We start from the raw sequence: 19,592 nt of genomic DNA, 5'->3' as shown, positions 1-19,592 counted from the left end.
ATCGGCGGCGACCACGGTAAAACGCGCCGCCGCGCGTTGCGAAGGGAAACGACCGCAGGTATCTACCCGTCACCTTGCGCGCAGTCGCGGCTGAAGCCGCTCCTACGGACCTATGGAGCCACCATGTCATTGACCCAACGCTACACCGAGACCCTCGACGAGATCCGCGAGCAGGGGCTGTTCAAGTCCGAGCGGGTCATCACCTCCCCGCAGTCGGCCGAGATCCGGCTCGAGGACGGGCGCACGATGCTCAACTTCTGCGCCAACAACTATCTCGGCCTGGCCGATCATCCCGATCTGATCGCGGCGGCCAAGGACGCGCTGGACAGCCACGGCTTCGGCATGGCCTCGGTGCGCTTCATCTGCGGCACCCAGGACCTGCACAAGCGGCTGGAGCGAACCATCGCCGACTTCTTCGGCACCGAGGACACGATCCTCTACGCCGCCTGCTTCGACGCCAACGGCGGCCTGTTCGAGCCGTTGCTGGGCGAGCAGGACGCAGTGGTCAGCGACACGCTCAACCACGCCTCGATCATCGACGGCGTGCGCCTGTGCAAGGCTCGGCGCTACCGCTACGCCAACGCCGACATGGCCGAACTGGAGCAGCAGCTGCAGCGGGTACGTGCCGACGGCGCGCGCACCGTCCTGATCACCACCGACGGCGTCTTCTCGATGGACGGCTTCATCGCGCCGCTGGACGAGATCACCGCACTGGCGAAGCGCTACGACGCACTGGTCCATATCGACGAGTGCCACGCCACCGGCTTCCTGGGCGCGACGGGCCGCGGCTCGGCCGAGGTGAAGGGGGTGATGGACCGGATCGACATCTTCACCGGCACGCTCGGCAAGGCGATGGGCGGCGCGCTGGGCGGCTTCACCACGGCCAGGCGCGAGGTAATCGAGCTGCTGCGCCAACGCTCGCGCCCGTACCTGTTTTCCAACTCGCTGCCGCCGCACGTGGTCGCCGCCGGTACCCGCGCTTTCGAGATGCTCGACGCCGCCGACGACCTGCGCGAGCGGCTGGCCGCCAACACGGCGTATTTCCGCGAGCGCATGACCGCTGCCGGCTTCGACCTCAAGCCCGGCACGCACCCGATCTGCCCGGTGATGCTGTACGACGCGCCGCTGGCGCAGCGCTTCGCCGAACGCCTGCTCGAAGAAGGGATCTACGCGATCGGCTTCTTCTTCCCGGTGGTGCCCAAGGGGCAGGCGCGGATCCGCACACAGATCTCGGCAATCCACACCCGCGAACATCTCGACACTGCGATCGATGCGTTCACCCGGATCGGCCGCGAACTCGGCGTCCTGAAGCACTGAAGCATTGATCCCCGCCGTTGCGCCGTTGCGGCGCACACCGGCCGAAGTACTGCGCGCGATCGGTCTTGCGGCCGTATCAGTCGCGGATGGGAAGCGCGGCTTCGGCGGACTCCGTTTCCGGAGCAACGGCGGCGGGCAGGACCAGATCGATTTCTTCGTCGATCACCAGGACTTCCTCCGGCTGCGCCGCGGGCTTCGGCGCGCCGCGCGCGACGCGCACCCCGCGCGCCTTCATCCAGGCGTCGAACTCGTCGGCGGTCATCATCTTGCCGTTCTGGCTCATGTCGAAGCGCCACGGCGTGTTGTCGTGCTCCGTCTTCGGCTTGTAGACCGAGGGATCCAGCGGGTCGACCACGGTCGGCGCCGGCATCGCGCTGGCGACGTTGCGGCAGTCCTCAACGCGCAAACGCAGCAGCACCTGATCGACCGACTGCGCCTCGTCATAGGCATGCGACAGCACGCCGCCGTGCGCGCCCAGACGATAGCTGGGGGCGGCGAGTTCCGGTGACAGCGGCGCCAGCACCGTCGGCTGCAGCGGCACCGACGGCACCGAACCCGGCGTTCTCGAACAATCGGCCGCATGTCCGAGCGCAGGCACCGCAAGCAAGAGCAGAAGCGTTGTAGCGGCGCGCATGCGCGATTCCCGATCGGTCGTTGCGCAGGAGTGTATGCGCCTCAGCTTTCCCTCACAAGCCGCTGTTTTGACAGGGACGCATTCATTCGACGCGTCGCACATTCGCCGGATGCGGACGCACAAAAAACGAAGCCCGGCACAGGGCCGGGCTTCGTGTGTTGCGACGATGATTGTCCGATCAGTTCTGGACGTTCATCTCGGTACGGCGGTTACGTGCACGACCTTCCGGATTGTCGGAACCATCCGGGTTGGTGTTCGGCGCGATCGGGCGGCTCTCGCCGTAACCGGTCGGGCCCACCAGGCGGCTGGCGTCGATGCCGTTGCTGGTGATGTAGTCATACACGGTCTGGGCGCGACGCTCGGACAGACCCTGGTTGTACTCGTCGCTGCCGATCGAGTCGGTGTGACCCGCAATTTCGACGCGCAGGTCGGGGTAGCGGCGCAGGATCTCGATGGCCTCGTTCAGGATCGCCACGGCATCCGGACGCAGGGTCGCCTTGTCGAAGTCGAAGTTCACGCCACGCAGGTCGATGGTGACCGGAACCGCGCAACCATCCGGACCGACGGTGGTGCCGGCCTGGGTGTCGGGGCAACGGTCGTCGCAGTCGTTGACGCCGTCGCCGTCGCTGTCGCGATCGGCGCAGTTGTCGACCGGTGCCGGTGCCGGTGCAACCGGAGCAACCGGTTCCGGACCCAGCGGGATCACCACGCCGACCGAGGCCAGCACGTCGCCGAACCAGCTCTCTTCCTGGTTCTGCGGGTAACCGCTCCAGTCCTGCGCGCCGTTGGCGGCGAAGCTGTCGTCGTTGAAGTCGGCGCGATAGGCAATCTCGGCACGAACGGCGACGCGCTTGTCGAACGTGGTCTGCAGGCCGACGCCGACCTTGGCGGCGAAGTTGCCGTCCTCGTTCTCCCCCGGGGAGTCCGGATTCGGGAAGGCGTCGAACTCCTCCTCGCTGCGCTGGTAGCCGACGCCGAACAGCGCGTAGGGGTTCCAACCGCGACCCTCGGAGATGAAGTGACGACGGAAATCGACGGAGAGGCCGTACTGGCTCCAGTTCAGGTCACTGTTGCCGCCCTGGACTCCACCGTCGATGTTGGGGTTCTGATAGTTGAGTTCGCCATCGATCGACCAGACCGGGCTGATGAACTTGCCCAGGCCGAGCGAAACCATCGGCGTGTCGTCGGTACGCCGATCTTCGTCCTGGAAGTTAAAGCCCACCGCACCGGTGATGTACCAGCGGTCGTCGAACTCCTGCGCGTTGGCCGCCTGGGCCAGGCCCAGACCTCCCAACAGCGCGGCACAGAGGAGTTTCTTTTTCATTCGTTCAGCTCCTTGATCAAGGGGGAAAGCGTGACTGCACCTTTCTTAACGAGGCGGCAGGTCGCGCGCCTTCGTAGAATAGCCTAGGGTCAGCCGTGTGAAGACGCTGTTAACGCTAGCATAACAGTTGGCCGCCGCCAAGCAAAATGAACGCCCCTCCGTTCAGCCACATCGCTCCGTTCAGCCACGGTAGAGGCCCAGGAAGTCGGCGACCGGCAGCGCGTCGAGGGCGGCGGGATCCGCCGCCAGCGCCAGCAGGCGGTCGACCTGGTCCGCCGGCAGGTGCGCCCGCAGCGCCGCCGCGCACTTGGCCATGAGCACCGGAATGCCCTCGGCCCGGCGCTTGCGGTGCCCGATCGGATAATCGATCGACACCAGGTCGGTCGAACTACCATCCTTGAAGAACACCTGCACCGAATTGCCGATATAGCGCCTGTCCGGGTCGAAATAGTCCCGGGTGAACCGGGGGTTCTCGCGCACCTCCATGACGTCCCGCAAGGCGTCGATACGCGGATCCGCGGCGATATCGTCGCTATAGTCGGCCGCGGCCAGGCGGCCGAAGATCAGCGGCACCGCGACCATGTACTGGATGCAGTGGTCGCGGTCGGCGTAGTTGGCCAGCGGGCCGGTCTTGTCGATGATGCGCATTCCCGCCTCCTGGGTCTCGATCACGATCTTCTCGATCTGGTCGATTCGGCCACCGACCTGCCCGTGCAGGGTCATCGCGCACTCGACCGCGGTCTGGGCGTGGAATTCGGCCGGATAGCTGATCTTGAACAGCACGTTCTCCATCACGTAGCTGCCGAACGGACGCTCGAACTGGAATTCCCGGCCCTGGAAGGCGATGTCGTAGAAGCCCCAGGTCTTGGCCGACAGGGCGCTCGGGTAGCCGACCACCCGCTTGTGCGCGGCGTTGATGGCATGGGTGACGGCGCGGCGGCAGGCGTCGCCGGCGGCCCAGCTCTTGCGCGGGCCGGTGTTGGGGGCGTGGCGATAGGTGCGCAGTACGCCGTTGTCGATCCAGGAATGCGAAACCGCGTTGACGATCTCCTCCTTGCCGCCGCCCAGCATGGCGGTGCTCACGGCGGTCGAGGCCAGCCGCACCAGGATCACGTGGTCGAGGCCGACCCGGTTGAACGAGTTCTGCAGCGCGTAGACGCCCTGGATCTCGTGCGCCTTGATCGCCCAGCCGAGCACGTCGCGCACGGTGATCGCCTTGCCCTCTTTGCGCGCCAGCCAGTCGGCGACGGCCAGGATCGCGCCGAGGTTGTCGGACGGGTGGCCCCACTCCGCCGCCAGCCAGGTGTCGTTGAAATCGAGCCAGCGCACCAGGGTGCCGATGTTGAAGGCGGCCTGGGCCGGGTCGAGCTCGAATTTCGTGCCGGGGACGCGCGCGCCGCCGGCGATCTCGCCGCCCGGCACCAGCGGGCCCAGGTGCTTCACGCAGTCGGGAAACTTCATCGCCAGCATCGCGCAGGCCAGCGAGTCGAGCAGCATGTAGCGCGCGGTGTCGTAGGCCTCCTGCGACTCGATCCGGGTATCGATCACGTAGTCCGCGATATCGACCATCGGCTGGTCGGGGCTGGGACGGGTGGCGGAACGGATGTCGGCGTGGCTCATCGGGCGTGCTCGCGGTGAAATGAGCCGGCTATTCTGCATCGCCGAGAAACGAGAAACTAGGAACGAGAAACGAGTGGAGCAGGTCATCCCTCTCGTTTCTCGTTCCTCCTCACTCGTTCCTCGCTTCCCAGGGCGGGTTCTCGCCGAACCTTTCCGCCAGGAAGTCCACGAACGCCCGCACCCGCAACGGCACCAGCCGCCGCTGCGGCATGAGCGCATGGATGCCGGTGTCGGCGATCGGGTGGTCCGGCAACACGACCTGCAGCCGGCCGGCGCGCAGGTCGTCGCAGACGTGCCAGACCGAATGCATGGCGATGCCGAAGCCGGCGACCACCGCGTCGCGCAGCACCTCGCCGTAGTTGCTCTCGAAGCGGCCGCGCACCCGGACCGCGGTCCTGCCGCCGCGTCCATCGTCCAGATGCCAGAGATCCTGCCGCCCGCGGCTGCCGACCAGCAGAACGCAGTCGTGCCGCATCAGGTCCTCCGGAGTCCCGGGCACGCCGCGCCGGCGCAGGTAGCCGGGGCGAGGCGCACAGCACGCGCCGGTTGGTCGCCAGGCGACGGGCGACCAGGCTGGAATCGTCGAGCGTGCCGATACGGATGGCCACGTCGTAGCCGGCGCTCACCAGGTCCTGCTGGCGGTCGTCGAGGTCGATGCTGAGCCTGATCGCCGGATGCCGCTCCAGGAACTCCGGCAGCAGCGGCGAGATGTACTGGCGCCCGAACGAGGCCGAGGTCGTGACCCGCAGGTTGCCGGCGACCTCGGTGCCGGCCTGGCGCAGCCCGCCGGTCAGGGTTTCCAGGTCCTCGACCAGCACCCGGCCCTGCTCGGCCAGCACCGCGCCCTCCGGGGTCGCGTGCAGGCGTCGGGTGCTCCGGTGCAGCAGGCGTACGCCGAGCGCCCGTTCCAGCCGCTGCAGGCGTTGGCTGGCCAGCGCCGGCGACAGGTCCAGGCTGCGTGCCGCGGCGCTGATCGATCCGAGGTCGAGCACGCGCAGGAACAGGGCGATGTCGTCGATGCGATCCATAATTTTCAATCATTCATTGAAAGTGATTCATCATATCTCCGGTTTTCGAAGAATTTGCGACCACCTAGGCTGCGCGTTCCCCATCACGCTCGCGGGTCCTCGATGTCCGTCCTCCAAACCGCCACGCGACCGCGCACGCCGCCGGCGCTCTACGCGCTCACCGCCGGCGCCTTCGGCATCGGCGTCACCGAATTCGTGATCATGGGCCTGCTGCTGGAAGTCGGCGCCGATCTCGGCGTGTCGCTTTCCGCCGCGGGCCTGCTGATCTCCGGCTATGCGCTGGGCGTGGTGGTCGGCGCACCGCTAATGACGGTGCTGACCGGTCGCTGGCCGCAACGGACCACGCTGCTGGCGCTGATGGCGATCTTCACCCTCGGCAATCTCGCCTGTGCGCTCGCGCCTTCGTACGGCCTGCTGATGGCGGCACGGGTGCTGACCGCGTTCGCCCATGGCACCTTCTTCGGGGTCGGCTCGGTGGTCGCCACCGGCCTGGTGCCGCCCGGGCGCCGCGCCTCGGCGATCGCGATCATGTTCACCGGCCTGACCGTCGCCACCGTCCTCGGCGTCCCGCTCGGCACCTGGCTGGGGCAGGCGCTGGGCTGGCGCGCCACCTTCTTCGCGGTGACCGCCATCGGGGTGATCGCGCTGGCGGTGCTCGCCCGCTACCTGCCGCGCACCGCCGCGCCGCCCGGGCCCGGCGACTGGCGCGCCGACCTGCGCGCGCTGGCGCGCGGGCCGGTGCTGCTGGGGCTGCTGACCACGGTGCTCGGCTTCGGCGGCATGTTCGTGGTGTTCACCTACATCGCGCCGATCCTGACCCGGGTCACCGGCTTCAGTGAGGCCGCGGTTTCGCCGATCCTGCTGGTGTTCGGCGGCGGGCTGGTCGCCGGCAACCTGATCGGCGGCAGGCTCGCCGATCGCCGGCTGGTACCGGCCGTGCTGGGCACCCTGCTGCTGCTGGCGGCGGTGCTGGGACTGATGACCTTCGCGCTGCAAGACGAATGGCTGACCGTGGTGTTCGTCGGGCTGCTCGGCGCCGCCGCCTTCGCCACCGTGCCGCCGCTGCAGATGTGGGTGCTGTCCCGGGCCGAAGGGGCCGGGCAGAGCCTGGCCTCGAGCTTCAACATCGGCGCCTTCAATCTCGGCAACGCCCTGGGCGCATGGCTGGGCGGCCAGGCGATCGACCGCGGCCTGGGGCTGGAGTCGCTGACCTGGGTGGCGGCGCTGGTGCCGCTTGCCGCGTTCCTGGTCGCGCTGTGGGCGCTGCAGCTGGACCGCCGCCACGCCGCCGCGACGCCACGGAGTGCACCTTGCGCCGAAGGCGCAGGCTGAATCCCTTCTCAAAATCCGCAACCGGAGTTTCATCATGGAATATCGCTTTCTCGGCGCCTCTGGCCTCAAGGTGCCGGCGCTCGGCTTCGGCGTCGGCACGTTCGGCGGCAAGGGGCCGCTGTTCTCGGCATGGGGCAATACCGATGCGGCCGGGGCCACCCGCCTGATCGACATCTGCCTCGACGCCGGCGTCAACTTCTTCGACACCGCCGATGTGTACTCGGACGGCGCCTCCGAATCGATCCTCGGCGCCGCGATCAAGGGCCGCCGCAACCGGGTGCTGCTGTCGACCAAGACCGGCCTGCGCGTCGGCGACGACCCGAACGCGGTCGGCGCCTCGCGCTTCCATCTGGTGCGCGCGGTGGAGGACGCCCTGCGCCGGCTCGGCACCGACTACATCGACCTGCTGCAGCTGCATGCGTTCGACGCCCGCACCCCGGTCGAGGAAACCCTGTCGACGCTCGACGGCCTGGTGCGCGCCGGCAAGATCCGCTATCTCGGCGCCTCCAACTTCTCCGGCTGGCAGCTGATGAAGTCGCTGGCCGCGGCCGATCGCCTCGGCACCAGCCGCTACGTGGCCAACCAGGCCTACTACTCGCTGATCGGCCGCGACTACGAATGGGAGCTGATGCCTCTCGGCATCGACCAGGGGCTCGGCGCCGTGGTCTGGAGCCCGCTCGGCTGGGGTCGCCTGACCGGCAGGATCCGTCGCGGCCAGCCGCTGCCGGAAGGCAGCCGCCTGCACGACACTGCCGGCTTCGCGCCCCCGGTCGACGAGGAGCGCCTGTACCGCGTGGTCGATGCGCTCGATGCCGTTGCAGAGGAATGCGGCAGGACGGTACCGCAGGTGGCGCTGAACTGGCTGCTGCGGCGCCCGACCGTGGCGACGGTGCTGGTCGGCGCCCGCAACGAGGCGCAGCTGCGGCAGAACCTCGGCGCGGTCGGATGGGAGCTGACGCCGGAACAGGTCGCGCGGCTCGATGCCGCCAGCACGGTGACGCCACCCTATCCCTACTACCCTTACTGGAACGGGCAGTTCGCCGAACGCAGCCCGGCGCCGGTCTGATCCTTCCCCTCACGGAGTCCCGCCATGAAAGCCGTCGCCCTCACCCGCTACCTGCCCATCGACGACCCGCAATCGCTGGTCGACATCGAGCTGCCCAGGCCGGAGGCGGCCGAACACGACCTGCTGGTCCGGGTGGAGGCGGTGTCGGTCAATCCGGTCGACACCAAGGTGCGGGCACCGAAGCCGCAGGTGGAGGATGCGCCGAAGGTACTGGGGTACGACGCCGCCGGCGTGGTCGAGGCGGTCGGCGACCAGGTCACGCGCTTCAAGGCCGGCGACGCCGTCTACTACGCCGGCGACATCACTCGCCCCGGCAGCAACGCCGAGTTCCAGCTGGTCGACGAGCGTCTGGTCGGCGGCAAGCCGGGATCGCTGGATTTCGCTGATGCCGCGGCACTGCCGCTGACCACGCTCACAGCCTGGGAGTTGCTGTTCGAGCGCATGCCCTACGCGTTCGACGGCGGCGGCGATGGCAAGGCGCTGCTGGTGATCGCCGGCGCCGGCGGCGTCGGCTCGATCGCGATCCAGTTGGCGCGGCTGGCCGGCTTCACCGTCATCGCCACCGCGTCGCGCAAGGAGACGAGCGACTGGTGCCGCCGGATGGGCGCGCATCACGTGATCGACCATCGCCAGCCGCTGGCGGAGCAGGTCGGCAAGCTCGGCTTCGACCACGTCGATGCCGCGATCAACCTCGCCGACACCGGCCGCTACTGGGAGCCGCTGGGCGAACTGTTGGCCCCGCAGGGACACGTCGGCCTGATCGTCGAACCGGAAAGCGCCCTGAAGATCGGCGATCCCTACAAGGCCAAGTGCATCGGCATCCACTGGGAGATGATGTTCGCGCGCGCGCGCTTCCGCACGTCCGACATGGTCGAGCAGGGCCGGATCCTCGATCGTGTCGGCGAGTTGGTCGATGCCGGCACGTTGCGCGGCACCCGCAGCGAGACGCTCGGCAGGATCGACGCGGCCACTTTGCGCGAGGCGCATCGTCGGCTCGAGTCCGGAAGCACGATCGGCAAGCTGGTGCTGGCGGGCTGGTAGCAGGGCAACGCCATCGCAGTCCACACAGGCTGCGTTTCCCCCCTCGTAGAGCGGAGCTTGCTCCGCTGCTCCCGCACGTCCTCCGGAACCCGTGATTATTTCTCCAGATTTCGGAGGAGCGGGCATGTCGGCCTCGGATGGACACCGCGCCCTGACGGCGGCCGGAACTCCGGACCCCAAGGCCCATCACGACGGTGCTCGTGGCACGCCGGCAAGATGTGCGGACCCTACGCAGTCGGAAGAAGAAAAGAGCAGCCGAGCAAGCTCGGCTCTACGGTCGCAGGGTGGCAGTGGAGGGTTCCGGACGCCGTCGGCGGCTGCCTGGTACCGCCGCCGTGGCGAAACCGCGGCGGTCATGGCATCGTGCGCGCTCCGTACGCCAGCGTATTTCGCATGCCGGTCGCCGCCTCCGCCTCTCTCGCCGTCGAACAATCGCCGCAGTATCCGCACCTGCTGGCGCCGCTCGATCTGGGCTTCACCACATTGCGCAATCGCGTGCTGATGGGCTCGATGCACACCGGGCTGGAAGACCGGGCGCGCGACTTCCCGAAGCTGGCGGCGTATTTCGCCGAGCGGGCCGCCGGCGGCGTCGGCCTGATCGTCACCGGAGGCTTCTCGCCCAACATCGCCGGCTGGCTGAAGCCGTTTGCCGGCAAACTGAGCTGGCCATGGGAGGCGCGCAAGCACCGCCAGGTCACCGACGCGGTGCACGCGCACGGCGCCAAGATCTGCCTGCAGCTGCTGCACGCCGGGCGCTACGCCTACCACCCGCTCTCGGTGGCGCCGTCGCGGATCAAGGCGCCGATCAACCCCTTCACCCCGCGCGCGCTGAGCGCCGCCGGCGTCGAGCGCACCGTCCGCGCCTATGTGCAGGCTGCGCGGCTGGCGCGCGAGGGCGGCTACGACGGCGTCGAGGTCATGGGCTCGGAGGGCTACCTGATCAACCAGTTCGCCAGCGCGCGCACCAACCGCCGCGACGACCGCTGGGGCGGCAGCCTCGAGCACCGCATGCGCTTCGCCACCGAGATCGTGGCGCGCGTCCGCGAGGCCTGCGGCGACGATTTCATCATCGTCTACCGCCTGTCGATGCTCGAACTGGTGCCGGACGGTTCCGACTGGAACGACATCGTTCTCCAGGCCAGGGCGATCGAGGCCGCCGGCGCGACGCTGCTCAACACCGGCATCGGCTGGCACGAGGCCCGCGTGCCCACCATCTCCACCTCGGTGCCGCGCGCGGCCTTCGCCGGCGTCACCGCCAAGCTGCGCCCGCACATGCGGCTGCCGCTGGTCGCGACCAACCGCATCAACATGCCCGACGTGGCCGAAGCAATCCTCGCCGGCGGCGGCGCCGACATGGTGTCGATGGCACGTCCGCTGCTGGCCGACCCCGACTGGGTGCGCAAGGCGCGAGACGGCCGGGCACAGGCGATCAACACCTGCATCGCCTGCAACCAGGCCTGCCTCGACCATGTGTTCCAGAACAAGACAGCCAGCTGCCTGGTCAACCCGCGCGCCTGCGCCGAGACCGAACTGAACTACCTGCCGGCGAAGACACCGCGAACCATCGCCGTGGCCGGCGCGGGTCCGGCCGGCCTCGCCGCCGCCACCGTGGCCGCGCAGCGCGGGCATCGGGTCACGCTGTTCGACGCCGCCGACGAGATCGGCGGCCAGTTCAACCTGGCCAAGCGAATCCCCGGCAAGGAGGAATTCCACGAGACGCTGCGGTATTTCCGCCACCGGCTCGAGGAAACCGGCGTGCGGCTGCGGCTGTCCGCCAGGGTCGATGCGCAGGCATTGCGCGAATTCGACAGCGTGGTCCTCGCCACCGGCGTGGTGCCGCGCGCGGTCGATTTCGAAGGCTGCGACCATCCGAAGGTGGTCGGTTACCTCGACGTGCTGCAGGGACGCGTGGTCTGCGGCCGGCGGGTGGCCATCGTCGGCGCCGGCGGGATCGGCTTCGATGTCGCCGAGTACCTGGTCCACGCCGGCCCCTCGCCGGCGCTGGATCCGCAGCTGTGGATGCGCGAATGGGGCGTCGACCCGGCGTTCGCCGGCGCCGGCGGCCTGGCGCCGCCGCGGCCGGAGCCGGCGCCCAGGCAGGTCTGGCTGCTGCAGCGCAGTGCCGGCCGCCCGGGTGCGCGGTTGGGCAAGACCACCGGCTGGGTCCACCGCAGCACGCTGAAGGCCAAAGGGGTGAAGGCGCTGGGCGGGATCGAATACCTGCGCGTGGACGACGACGGCTTCCACATCCGCGTCGACGGCGCCGACCAGCTGCTCGCAGTCGACCACGTGGTGGTCTGCGCGGGCCAGGAGCCGCAGCGTGAACTGCTCGAACCGCTGCACGCGGCGGGCGTCGAGGTGCACGTCATCGGCGGTGCCGATGTCGCCGCCGAACTCGACGCCAAGCGTGCCATCGCCCAGGGGAGCCGGGTCGCCGCCGCGCTCTAGCCGGGGCGCCGGGCGTGCTGCGCCGCAGCAAGTGCCTGATACGGATCGGAATTTCGTCAAGCCAGTTGAGGCCACCCTATTCAGGGACGGTTCGGAAAGCGCCGGCTACCGTGCGCGCACCTCCCCGCCGGACCGAATACGGCGGGCCTGGCCAGGGCGGATCTTCCCGCCTCGGCCGCCGGGGCCAAAGCGCCATAGAGCCGCTGCCCTTCTTGTCGCGAGCCATCGCGAGCATCCCAACGCGGATGCACCCATTCGCCATGCCGGATCCGTGCCACACCGCTGCCGAAGCGGTGCGGGAGGAACGGCGCAACGGAGCAAGGAGTCCGAACCCGATGAAGCTGGACTGGATCCTCTGGCTGGCCTCGATCCTGCCGCAGCCCGCGGCCGATTCGCTGTGCCTGAGCACCACCCTGTACCTGGAAGCGCGTGACCAGTCGACGCGCGGCCAGCAGGCCGTGGCCGAGGTGGCGCTGCGCCGCCAGGACAGCGGCCTGTGGGGCGACTCGATGTGCGAGGTGGTCACGGCGCGCAAGCAGTTCGCGCCGGGCATCGTCTCCCCGCGCACGCGGCTGCGCAATGCCGACGCGTGGTCGCGTGCGGTCACCATCGCGATCGAGTCCGAGCGCAACTGGGCGCTGCCGGCCGGCGAGCGCAAGGAGATCGTGCCCGGCGCCAGCCACTTCCTCGCGCACAACATCGCCAGCCCGAGCTGGCGCAACGCCTACCAGGTGGCGACGATCGGCGATCACACCTTCCTCCGGGTGCAGCGGTTGAAGCCGCGCGAGTCGTAACGGACTCCAGTCGGTGATGGAAGAAGGCCGCGCAATGCGCGGTCTTCTTTTTGGCTCTTCGCCCGATTAAGGAGCTGGTGTATTTCAGGTTTTCCAGACTGGTGAAGCAGTGTCCAGTGAAATGACCGTGGTTCGGGTGGAATCGCCGGGTCGTGCAGCACCGGCAGTGGTTTCAATCGGGCTTTGGGATGTACGGACCTCGGCAGCAGACTTTTTTTGCACCGGATCCCCGGTGTGAGTGCACCGGAGTGATCATGTCTCCGTACCTGTCAGCCGTGACCTGGCGGCCGGGGAGTCGCGGCAAGCGCGCCATGGATGGCGCGCGCCCGAGTCAGGGCAGGATGCCCTGACCGAGGGAAAAGCGACTTCCCGGCCGCCAGGGCGCGGCGTCAGCCCGGAGCCCGGAGCCCGTAGCTCCAACGTCGGCGACAGCTATTCCCACTCGATTAAGAACGACGGTCGATGGGCACGAACTCGCGGTTCTCCGGACCGGTGTAATTGGCGCTCGGGCGGATGATCTTGCCGTCGATGCGCTGCTCGATCACGTGCGCGGCCCAGCCGCTGGTGCGGGCGATCACGAACAGCGGCGTGAACATCGCCGTCGGCACGCCCATCATGTGATAGCTGACCGCGCTGAACCAGTCGAGGTTCGGGAACATCTTCTTGGCGTCCCACATCGTCGCCTCCAGCCGCTCGGCGATGTCGTACATCTTCATGCTGCCCTGCTCCGCGGACAGGTCCTTGGCCACCTGCTTGATCACCTGGTTGCGCGGATCGCCGACGGTGTAGACCGGATGCCCGAAGCCGATGATGACCTCCCTGCGCTCGACCCGCGCCCGGATGTCGGCCTCGGCCTCGTCCGGCGTCTCGTAGCGCTTCTGCACCTCGAACGCCACCTCGTTGGCGCCGCCGTGCTTGGGCCCGCGCAGCGCCCCGATCGCGCCGGCGATGCACGAATGCATGTCGCTGCCGGTGCCGGCGATCACGCGCGCGGCGAAGGTGCTGGCGTTGAACTCGTGCTCGGCGTACAGGATCAGGCTGGTGTGCATCGCCCGCACCCAGGAGGTGCGCGGCTTCTCGCCGTGCAGCAGGTGCAGGAAGTGCCCGCCGATGCTGTCGTCGTCGGTCTCCACCTCGATCCGGCGGCCGTTGTGGCTGAAGTGATACCAGTAAAGCAGCATCGAGCCGAGCGACGCCATCAGCCGGTCGGCGATGTCGCGCGCGCCGGGATGGCCGTGCTCGTCCTTCTCCGGCACCGTGCAGCCCAGCACCGACACGCCGGTACGCATCACGTCCATCGGGTGCGCCGATGCCGGCAGCTGCTCGAGCGCCGACTTCAACGCCGCCGGCAGGCCCCGCAGGGATTGCAGCCGGGTCTTGTAGGTTTCCAGTTCGGCCATCGTCGGCAACTTGCCGTGCACCAGCAGGTAGGCGATTTCCTCGAATTCGCTGCTGGTCGCCAGGTCGAGGATGTCGTAGCCGCGGTAGTGCAGGTCGTTGCCGCTGCGGCCGACCGTGCACAGCGCGGTGTTGCCGGCGGCGGTGCCGCTCAGGGCGACCGACTTCTTCGGCTTGAACCCGGCGGGGCTGGCGGGGGTATCGCTCATCTACTGTCTCCTTGGCATTGCACCGAGGATCTTGCCGCGGCGCTTTCGGAATCCGGTGGCTGCGCTAACGCTACAGCTGCATCTTGAAGCCGACGTGGCTGGGCTCGAATCCGAGCCTTTGGTAGAAGCGGTGCGCATCGCCGCGCGAACGGTCGGAAGTCAGCTGCGCGATGCCGGCCCCGGACGCGCGGGCGACGTCCATGGCATGGCGCAGCAGCCGCTCGCCCACGCCCTGCCCGCGGCAGCGGCCGGCCACGCGGATGCTCTCGAGCAGCGCGCGGGTCGCGCCGTTGCGGCTCAGTCCGGGCACCAGGGTGATCTGGCAGACGGCGTTCGCGCCCTGCGCGTCCTCGCCGACGACCAGGCGCTGGTTGGGATCGCGCTCGATCGCTTCGAAGGCCCGAACGTAGTGCGATGCGAGCGGATCCTGCGACGATTCGCGCGCGGCCCCCAGCGGATCGTCCGCCAGCATGGCGACGATCGCCGGCAGATCGCCGCGGACCGCATCGCGGAAACGGACGTCCATCAGCGCTTGGCTGCGAACAGCGCGTCGAGGCGTTGTTCGTAGGCGTGATAGCCGATCCGCTCGTACAGTTCGTCGCGGGTCTGCATGGCGTCGACGACGTTCTTCTGATGACCGTCGCGGCGGATCGTGGTGTAGACGTTCTCCGCGGCGCGGTTCATGGCGCGGAATGCGGACAGCGGAAACAACTGGATCGCCACGCCGACCGACGCCAGCTCGTCGCGGCTGAACAGCGGCGTCGCGCCGAACTCGGTGATGTTGGCCAGCACCGGCACTTTCACCGCATCGACGAAGCGCCGGTAGGTATCGAGGTCGTACGCCGCCTCGGCAAAGATGCCGTCGGCGCCGGCCTCTACGCAGGCGATGGCACGCTCGATCGCCGCGTCCACGCCGTCGACCGCGATGGCGTCCGTGCGCGCGATCAGGAAGAAGTCCGGATCGGTCTTCGCGTCCGCCGCCGCCTTGACGCGGTCGGCCATCTCGCCGGCGCTGACGATCTCCTTGCCGGGGCGGTGCCCGCAGCGCTTGGTGCCGACCTGGTCCTCGATATGGCAGGCGGCGGCGCCTGCCTTGACCAGCGACTTCACCGTGCGCGCGATGTTGAACGCGCTCGGGCCGAAGCCGGTGTCGATGTCGACCAGCAACGGCAGATCGCAGACGTCGGTGATGCGGCGCACGTCGACCAGCACGTCCTCGAGCGTGTTGATACCCAGGTCCGGCATGCCCAGCGAGCCCGCGGCGACGCCGCCCCCGGACAGGTAGATCGCGCGGTAGCCGGCGCGCTTGGCCAGCAGCGCATGGTTGGCGTTGATCGCGCCGATGACCTGCAGCGGCGACTCCGCCGCGAGTGCGGCGCGGAACGCCGTGCCGGGCGATGGGATGGTCATTCGGGCCTCCATGACGCTGCGCAGGTGCGTAGCGGGACATTTTAACGCAGGCGGCGTGCGCACCGCCGCCCTGCCCACATCGTCGTCGCCTCCCTCCGGGCGCTCAGCCTCCCGGTCGGTGCCGTGTTGCAACGGCCGCCTGACATCCTCTCTGGCGAACCGCGATCGTCAGGCGTCGACAGGCCGCCCGGGATTGCGCCCTGCGCCAGCGCCTGCAGCCGGGTCCGCCCGCGTGCGGGCCATGTCGGGAATCGGACGGAGAGGCGGCTGCAACCGGCACCGGCATGCGCACGCGCGTACCGCGGCCGCCGTCGATTGACATTCACGTGTCCGACACCGACGCTGCGGCCACCCGGCAGTCCCTCCACATTCCTGGTGTCCGCGATGCGCTTTTCGCTTCCGATGCTCCCACTCCTTCTGTCGCTGACGACCATGGCCACGACCGCCTGTACCCACGGCGTCCCATCCAGCGATATCGGCGAGCAGACGTCCGCCGCCATGCCGGTGCCGGCCCCACCCGCGTGGCTGGATGACCTCGACCGGCGCTACGACGGACAACTGCGGGCGCCGGGACTAGAAACGCGCACGTTTTCCCCGGAACAGTGGTGGGAAGCGGCCACGCCGCTGCTGGCCGAGGATCGCGGCTTCGCCGTGGAAGAGGTCGGCAGCAGCGTCGAAGGGCGTCCGCTCCGCCACGTCCACTGGGGGAACGGGCCGACCCGGGTCCTGCTGTGGTCGCAGATGCATGGGGACGAGAGCACCGCGTCGATGGCGCTGGCGGACCTGTTCCGCTTTCTCGGCGAACATCCCGATCACCCGGTGGTCGCGCGCCTGCGCGAACGGACGTCGCTGCATTTCCTCCCGGTCATGAATCCGGACGGTGCGGCCCGCTTCCAGCGGCGCAATGCCCAGGGGATCGACGTGAACCGCGACGCCAGGGCGCTCGCCACGCCGGAGGCCCGCGCGCTGAAGGCATTGCGGGACCGGCTGGAACCCGCGTACGGATTCAACCTGCACGACCAGGACCCGGGCTACCGCGCCGGCGACTCGGATCTCGGCACCGCGATCGCCCTGCTCGCGCCGCCGTTCGACGCAGACCGCGGCGTGAACGAAGTACGCGCACGCGCAATCGAGGTCGCTGCCGTCATCCGGATCGCTCTGGAACCCCACGTTTCCGGGCGCATCGCCCGTTGGGACGACACCTTCAACCCGCGCGCGTTCGGGGACCTGATGACGCAGTGGGGCACCAGCACCATCCTGATCGAGTCGGGCGGCATCGAGGGCGATCCGGAGAAACAGGCACTGCGCCGGCTGAACTTCCTCGCGCTCGCGGCTGCACTGGACGTGATCGCGGACGGCAGCCATGCCGGCACGCCGCACGCGCTCTACTCTGGACTTCCGGAAAACGGCCGAGTTTTCCCCGACCTCCTGATCCGGGGAGGCAGCATCGCCGCGCCCGGGCTTCCACCGGTCCGGGCCGACGTGCTGGTCAACTTCGAGCATCCCCTGGCCGAACGCGGCGGAACCATCGCCGACATCGGCGACCTCGAATCGACGAAGGCGCGGCACGCGCTGGATGCCTCCGACCTGTTCATCGTGCCGATCGAGGCGGCACCGGCGCCCGGCGCGGAGTCCCGCACGCCGGCCGGCATCGCGGTCGGCGGACCCGCATATTTCCACCTCAGCCGCGACGCGGCCGGCAGCGACATCGTCTGGACGCTGGCCGGCGACGTCGACCCGCAACGGCCACGTCCCGACTGACACCGGCGCAGCGGCCGGCACCGGAGATCGCGCCTCCTGCCGGCAGGACGTCCAGAACGATGTGCATGCCCGCAGTTGGGGAAGGTCGCGAGCAAACCCTCCTGGTTTGCGGAACCTCCGAACTTGTTCAGAGGTTCCTTAGCCGCCTGAACCGGATTCCGGTCCCCGTGCCAGCGCGCGCCTCACCTCCTCCAGCGCACCCGGATCATCGAGCGTCGACAGGTCACCGGGGTCGCCGCCCTGTGCCAGCGCCTGCAGCGAACGCCGCAGCAACTTTCCCGAACGGGTCTTGGGCAGCGCGCCAACGATGTACACGCGAGCCGGCCGCGCCACGGCACCGAGCGAACCGCTCACCGCGCGCAGCATGTCGGCGGCGGCGGCATCGCGCGCCGCCTGGCCGGCAACGGGATCCCGCAGCGTCGCGAACACCACCGGTACCTGGCCCTTCATCTCGTCCGCCACCCCGATTACCGCGACCTCGGCCACGCTCGCGCAGGACGACACCGACTCCTCGATCTCGCGGGTGCCGAGCCGGTGCCCGGCCACGTTGATCACGTCGTCGGTACGGCCGAGGATGAAGGTGTAGCCGTCCTCGTCCCGGATCGCCCAGTCCAGCGAGCTGTAGAGAAGTTCGCTGAAATGGGAAAAATAGCTCTCGAGGAAACGCGCATCGTCGCGCCAAACCGTGCTCATGCAGCCCGGCGGCAGAGGGGGTTTGATGACCAGCACGCCTTTACGTCCGGGGGCCGCTTCCTCGCCGGTCGCCTCTTCGATCACGCGCAGGTCGTAGCCGGGCATGGGCAATCCCGGCGAACCGAACTTCACCGGCTTCATCTCCACGCCGGGCATCAGCGCCAGCACCGGCCAACCGGTCTCGGTCTGCCAGTAGTTGTCGATCACAGTCTTGCCGAGCGCGTCGCTGATCCACTGCGCGGTCGACTCGTCCAGCGGTTCGCCGGCGAGGAACAGGTAACGCAACCGCGACAGGTCATGCCGCTTCAGGTAGGCCGCGTCCTGCTGCTTGAGCACACGGATGGCGGTCGGCGAGGAGAACATCGTGCGCACGCCGTACTTCTCGCACAGCTTCCACCAGATTCCCGGGTCCGGCCTGGTGGGCAGGCCTTCGTACAGGATCGAGGTCGCGCCGGCGATCAGCGGCCCGTAGACGTTGTACGAATGGCCGACCGCCCAGCCTACGTCGGAGGTCGAGAACATCACCTGGCCGGCGCGCACGTCGTAGATCGCCCACATCGACAGCGCCATCGCCACCGCATAGCCGCCGACGTCGCGCTGCACGCCCTTGGGCTTGCCGGTGGTGCCGGAGGTGTAGAGCAGATAGCTCGGCTCGTTCGACTCCAGCCATTCGACCTCGACCTCGGCGCCGGCGTGCGCGGTGCGCAGTTCGGCGTAGTCCAGGTCGCGGCCGTCGACCCACTCGTATCCCGGATCCAGGCCGCGCCCGATCATCAGCACGTGCGGCGGCGCATACCGCGCTTCCATACAAGCCGCATCAATCAGCGGCTTGTACGGAATCATCTTGCCGCCGCGCATGCCGGCATCGGCGGCGATCAGCAGCTTCGGCTCGGCATCGTCGATGCGCAGTGCCAGGTTGTGCGCCGCGAACCCGCCGAACACCACCGAGTGGACCGCACCGATGCGCGCGCACGCCAGCATCGCAAACACCGCCTCGGCCATGTTCGGCATGTAGATCACTACCCGGTCGCCGCGACCGACGCCGAGCGACTTCAGCACCGCGGCGAACACGTTCACTTCCCGGTACAGGTCGCGGTAGGTCAGCTCGTCGGCCTTCCCGGTTTCGCTGGAGATCGCCGCCAGCGCCAGCTGGTCGCCGCGCGCCTCCAGATGACGATCGACCGCGTTGTAGCAGAGGTTGGTCTCGCCGCCCACGAACCATTTCCGGAATGGCGGGTTCGAGTAGTCGAGGATCTGCCGCGGCGGCTTGTGCCAGTGGATGGCTTCCGCCTGCTCGGCCCAGAACGCCTCCGGATCCTCGATGGACCGGAGATAGGTCTCCCGATAGCCCATCTCGATGCTCCTCGCGGCGACCACCGGAGCATACCGATGGACCAACCCCACGGACCGTCAGACTTTGGTCGAAGCATGGAAGCCGCGGACGCACCGCCTCACGCATCTGGGGGGAACTGCGGCGCTGCCCGGACCGGACGCTGTCGCTCCGACTGCAGATCCGG

At 68.7% G+C, this 19,592-nt stretch carries 14 protein-coding genes and 1 pseudogene; 7 read left to right on the top strand and 8 right to left on the bottom strand.

Annotation, left to right across the window (positions count from 1 at the left end):
• Positions 1 to 123 precede the first annotated feature (123 nt).
• The gene (gene kbl, locus AB5T46_RS02485) at positions 124 to 1,317 is read left to right on the top strand and encodes a glycine C-acetyltransferase (protein WP_370562231.1); all 1,194 of its coding nucleotides are present in this window, start codon (positions 124 to 126) and stop codon (positions 1,315 to 1,317) included.
• A gap of 76 nt (positions 1,318 to 1,393) precedes the next feature.
• On the opposite strand, the gene AB5T46_RS02480 is transcribed toward kbl, so the two are convergent.
• The 4 genes and pseudogenes from AB5T46_RS02480 to AB5T46_RS02465 all read right to left on the bottom strand — a co-directional run bounded on the left by AB5T46_RS02480 (position 1,394) and on the right by AB5T46_RS02465 (position 5,923).
• Positions 1,394 to 1,951: a hypothetical protein gene (locus tag AB5T46_RS02480; protein ID WP_370562438.1), complete on the bottom strand. Its 558-nt coding sequence runs from the start codon at positions 1,949 to 1,951 to the stop codon at positions 1,394 to 1,396.
• 178 nt (positions 1,952 to 2,129) lie between these two features.
• The gene (locus tag AB5T46_RS02475; RefSeq protein ID WP_370562230.1) at positions 2,130 to 3,275 is read right to left on the bottom strand and encodes an OmpA family protein; all 1,146 of its coding nucleotides are present in this window, start codon (positions 3,273 to 3,275) and stop codon (positions 2,130 to 2,132) included.
• Between the two features lie 180 nt (positions 3,276 to 3,455).
• A complete protein-coding gene (locus AB5T46_RS02470; RefSeq protein ID WP_370562229.1) occupies positions 3,456 to 4,895 on the bottom strand; it encodes a bifunctional 2-methylcitrate dehydratase/aconitate hydratase in 1,440 nt (479 codons plus the stop codon).
• Between the two features lie 109 nt (positions 4,896 to 5,004).
• Positions 5,005 to 5,923: pseudogene (locus AB5T46_RS02465) on the bottom strand (LysR family transcriptional regulator).
• Positions 5,924 to 6,025: 102 nt separating this feature from the next.
• Here AB5T46_RS02465 and AB5T46_RS02460 point away from each other — a divergent pair.
• From AB5T46_RS02460 to AB5T46_RS02440, 5 genes are all read left to right on the top strand, one after another.
• A complete protein-coding gene (locus AB5T46_RS02460; RefSeq protein ID WP_370562228.1) occupies positions 6,026 to 7,255 on the top strand; it encodes an MFS transporter in 1,230 nt (409 codons plus the stop codon).
• Between the two features lie 34 nt (positions 7,256 to 7,289).
• Positions 7,290 to 8,321 (top strand): aldo/keto reductase, encoded by a 1,032-nt coding sequence (locus AB5T46_RS02455; RefSeq protein ID WP_370562227.1) that lies wholly within the window; start codon positions 7,290 to 7,292, stop codon positions 8,319 to 8,321.
• 24 nt (positions 8,322 to 8,345) lie between these two features.
• Positions 8,346 to 9,362 carry a zinc-binding alcohol dehydrogenase family protein gene (locus AB5T46_RS02450; protein ID WP_370562226.1) on the top strand — a complete coding sequence of 339 codons (1,017 nt, stop codon included), beginning with the start codon at positions 8,346 to 8,348 and terminating at the stop codon, positions 9,360 to 9,362.
• Positions 9,363 to 9,755: 393 nt separating this feature from the next.
• Entirely contained in the window at positions 9,756 to 11,810 is a 2,055-nt protein-coding gene (locus AB5T46_RS02445) for an oxidoreductase (protein ID WP_370562225.1), read from the top strand.
• 335 nt (positions 11,811 to 12,145) lie between these two features.
• Positions 12,146 to 12,604, top strand: coding sequence for a cell wall hydrolase (locus AB5T46_RS02440; RefSeq protein WP_370562224.1), 459 nt, complete (start codon positions 12,146 to 12,148; stop codon positions 12,602 to 12,604).
• A 446-nt stretch (positions 12,605 to 13,050) separates the two neighbouring features.
• On the opposite strand, the gene prpC is transcribed toward AB5T46_RS02440, so the two are convergent.
• From prpC to prpB, 3 genes are all read right to left on the bottom strand, one after another.
• The gene (gene prpC, locus AB5T46_RS02435; RefSeq protein ID WP_370562222.1) at positions 13,051 to 14,211 is read right to left on the bottom strand and encodes a bifunctional 2-methylcitrate synthase/citrate synthase; all 1,161 of its coding nucleotides are present in this window, start codon (positions 14,209 to 14,211) and stop codon (positions 13,051 to 13,053) included.
• Positions 14,212 to 14,281: 70 nt separating this feature from the next.
• The gene (locus AB5T46_RS02430; protein WP_370562221.1) at positions 14,282 to 14,737 is read right to left on the bottom strand and encodes a GNAT family N-acetyltransferase; all 456 of its coding nucleotides are present in this window, start codon (positions 14,735 to 14,737) and stop codon (positions 14,282 to 14,284) included.
• Positions 14,737 to 15,621, bottom strand: coding sequence for a methylisocitrate lyase (gene prpB, locus AB5T46_RS02425; protein WP_370562220.1), 885 nt, complete (start codon positions 15,619 to 15,621; stop codon positions 14,737 to 14,739). The genes AB5T46_RS02430 and prpB overlap by 1 nt, the downstream gene beginning before the upstream one ends.
• 123 nt (positions 15,622 to 15,744) lie before the next feature.
• Here prpB and AB5T46_RS02420 point away from each other — a divergent pair, with 123 nt between their 5' ends.
• Complete coding sequence (locus AB5T46_RS02420; protein WP_370562219.1) at positions 15,745 to 17,382, top strand: M14 family zinc carboxypeptidase; 1,638 nt, start codon at positions 15,745 to 15,747, stop codon at positions 17,380 to 17,382.
• A gap of 138 nt (positions 17,383 to 17,520) precedes the next feature.
• On the opposite strand, the gene prpE is transcribed toward AB5T46_RS02420, so the two are convergent.
• Positions 17,521 to 19,428, bottom strand: a complete 1,908-nt coding sequence (prpE, locus tag AB5T46_RS02415) for a propionate--CoA ligase (protein WP_370562218.1) — start codon at positions 19,426 to 19,428, stop codon at positions 17,521 to 17,523.
• Between the last annotated feature and the right edge of the window lie 164 nt (positions 19,429 to 19,592).

The organism is Luteimonas salinilitoris (assembly GCF_041300785.1).
GTDB lineage: Bacteria > Pseudomonadota > Gammaproteobacteria > Xanthomonadales > Xanthomonadaceae > Luteimonas > Luteimonas salinilitoris.
The sequence above is the reverse complement of the archived record's forward strand: the minus strand, read 5'-3'. Positions and strand labels throughout refer to the sequence as shown.

What these genes read in the sequence shown, in the direction of transcription:
- AB5T46_RS02475 (WP_370562230.1), bottom strand. Translation starts at nt 3,275, where the DNA reads ATGAAAAAGAAACTCCTCTGTGCCGCGCTGTTGGGAGGTCTGGGCCTG.
- AB5T46_RS02430 (WP_370562221.1), bottom strand. Translation starts at nt 14,737, where the DNA reads ATGGACGTCCGTTTCCGCGATGCGGTCCGCGGCGATCTGCCGGCGATC.
- AB5T46_RS02460 (WP_370562228.1), top strand. Translation starts at nt 6,026, where the DNA reads ATGTCCGTCCTCCAAACCGCCACGCGACCGCGCACGCCGCCGGCGCTC.
- kbl (WP_370562231.1), top strand. Translation starts at nt 124, where the DNA reads ATGTCATTGACCCAACGCTACACCGAGACCCTCGACGAGATCCGCGAG.
- AB5T46_RS02445 (WP_370562225.1), top strand. Translation starts at nt 9,756, where the DNA reads ATGCCGGTCGCCGCCTCCGCCTCTCTCGCCGTCGAACAATCGCCGCAG.
- prpE (WP_370562218.1), bottom strand. Translation starts at nt 19,428, where the DNA reads ATGGGCTATCGGGAGACCTATCTCCGGTCCATCGAGGATCCGGAGGCG.
- prpB (WP_370562220.1), bottom strand. Translation starts at nt 15,621, where the DNA reads ATGACCATCCCATCGCCCGGCACGGCGTTCCGCGCCGCACTCGCGGCG.
- AB5T46_RS02480 (WP_370562438.1), bottom strand. Translation starts at nt 1,951, where the DNA reads ATGCGCGCCGCTACAACGCTTCTGCTCTTGCTTGCGGTGCCTGCGCTC.
- prpC (WP_370562222.1), bottom strand. Translation starts at nt 14,211, where the DNA reads ATGAGCGATACCCCCGCCAGCCCCGCCGGGTTCAAGCCGAAGAAGTCG.
- AB5T46_RS02455 (WP_370562227.1), top strand. Translation starts at nt 7,290, where the DNA reads ATGGAATATCGCTTTCTCGGCGCCTCTGGCCTCAAGGTGCCGGCGCTC.
- AB5T46_RS02450 (WP_370562226.1), top strand. Translation starts at nt 8,346, where the DNA reads ATGAAAGCCGTCGCCCTCACCCGCTACCTGCCCATCGACGACCCGCAA.
- AB5T46_RS02470 (WP_370562229.1), bottom strand. Translation starts at nt 4,895, where the DNA reads ATGAGCCACGCCGACATCCGTTCCGCCACCCGTCCCAGCCCCGACCAG.
- AB5T46_RS02440 (WP_370562224.1), top strand. Translation starts at nt 12,146, where the DNA reads ATGAAGCTGGACTGGATCCTCTGGCTGGCCTCGATCCTGCCGCAGCCC.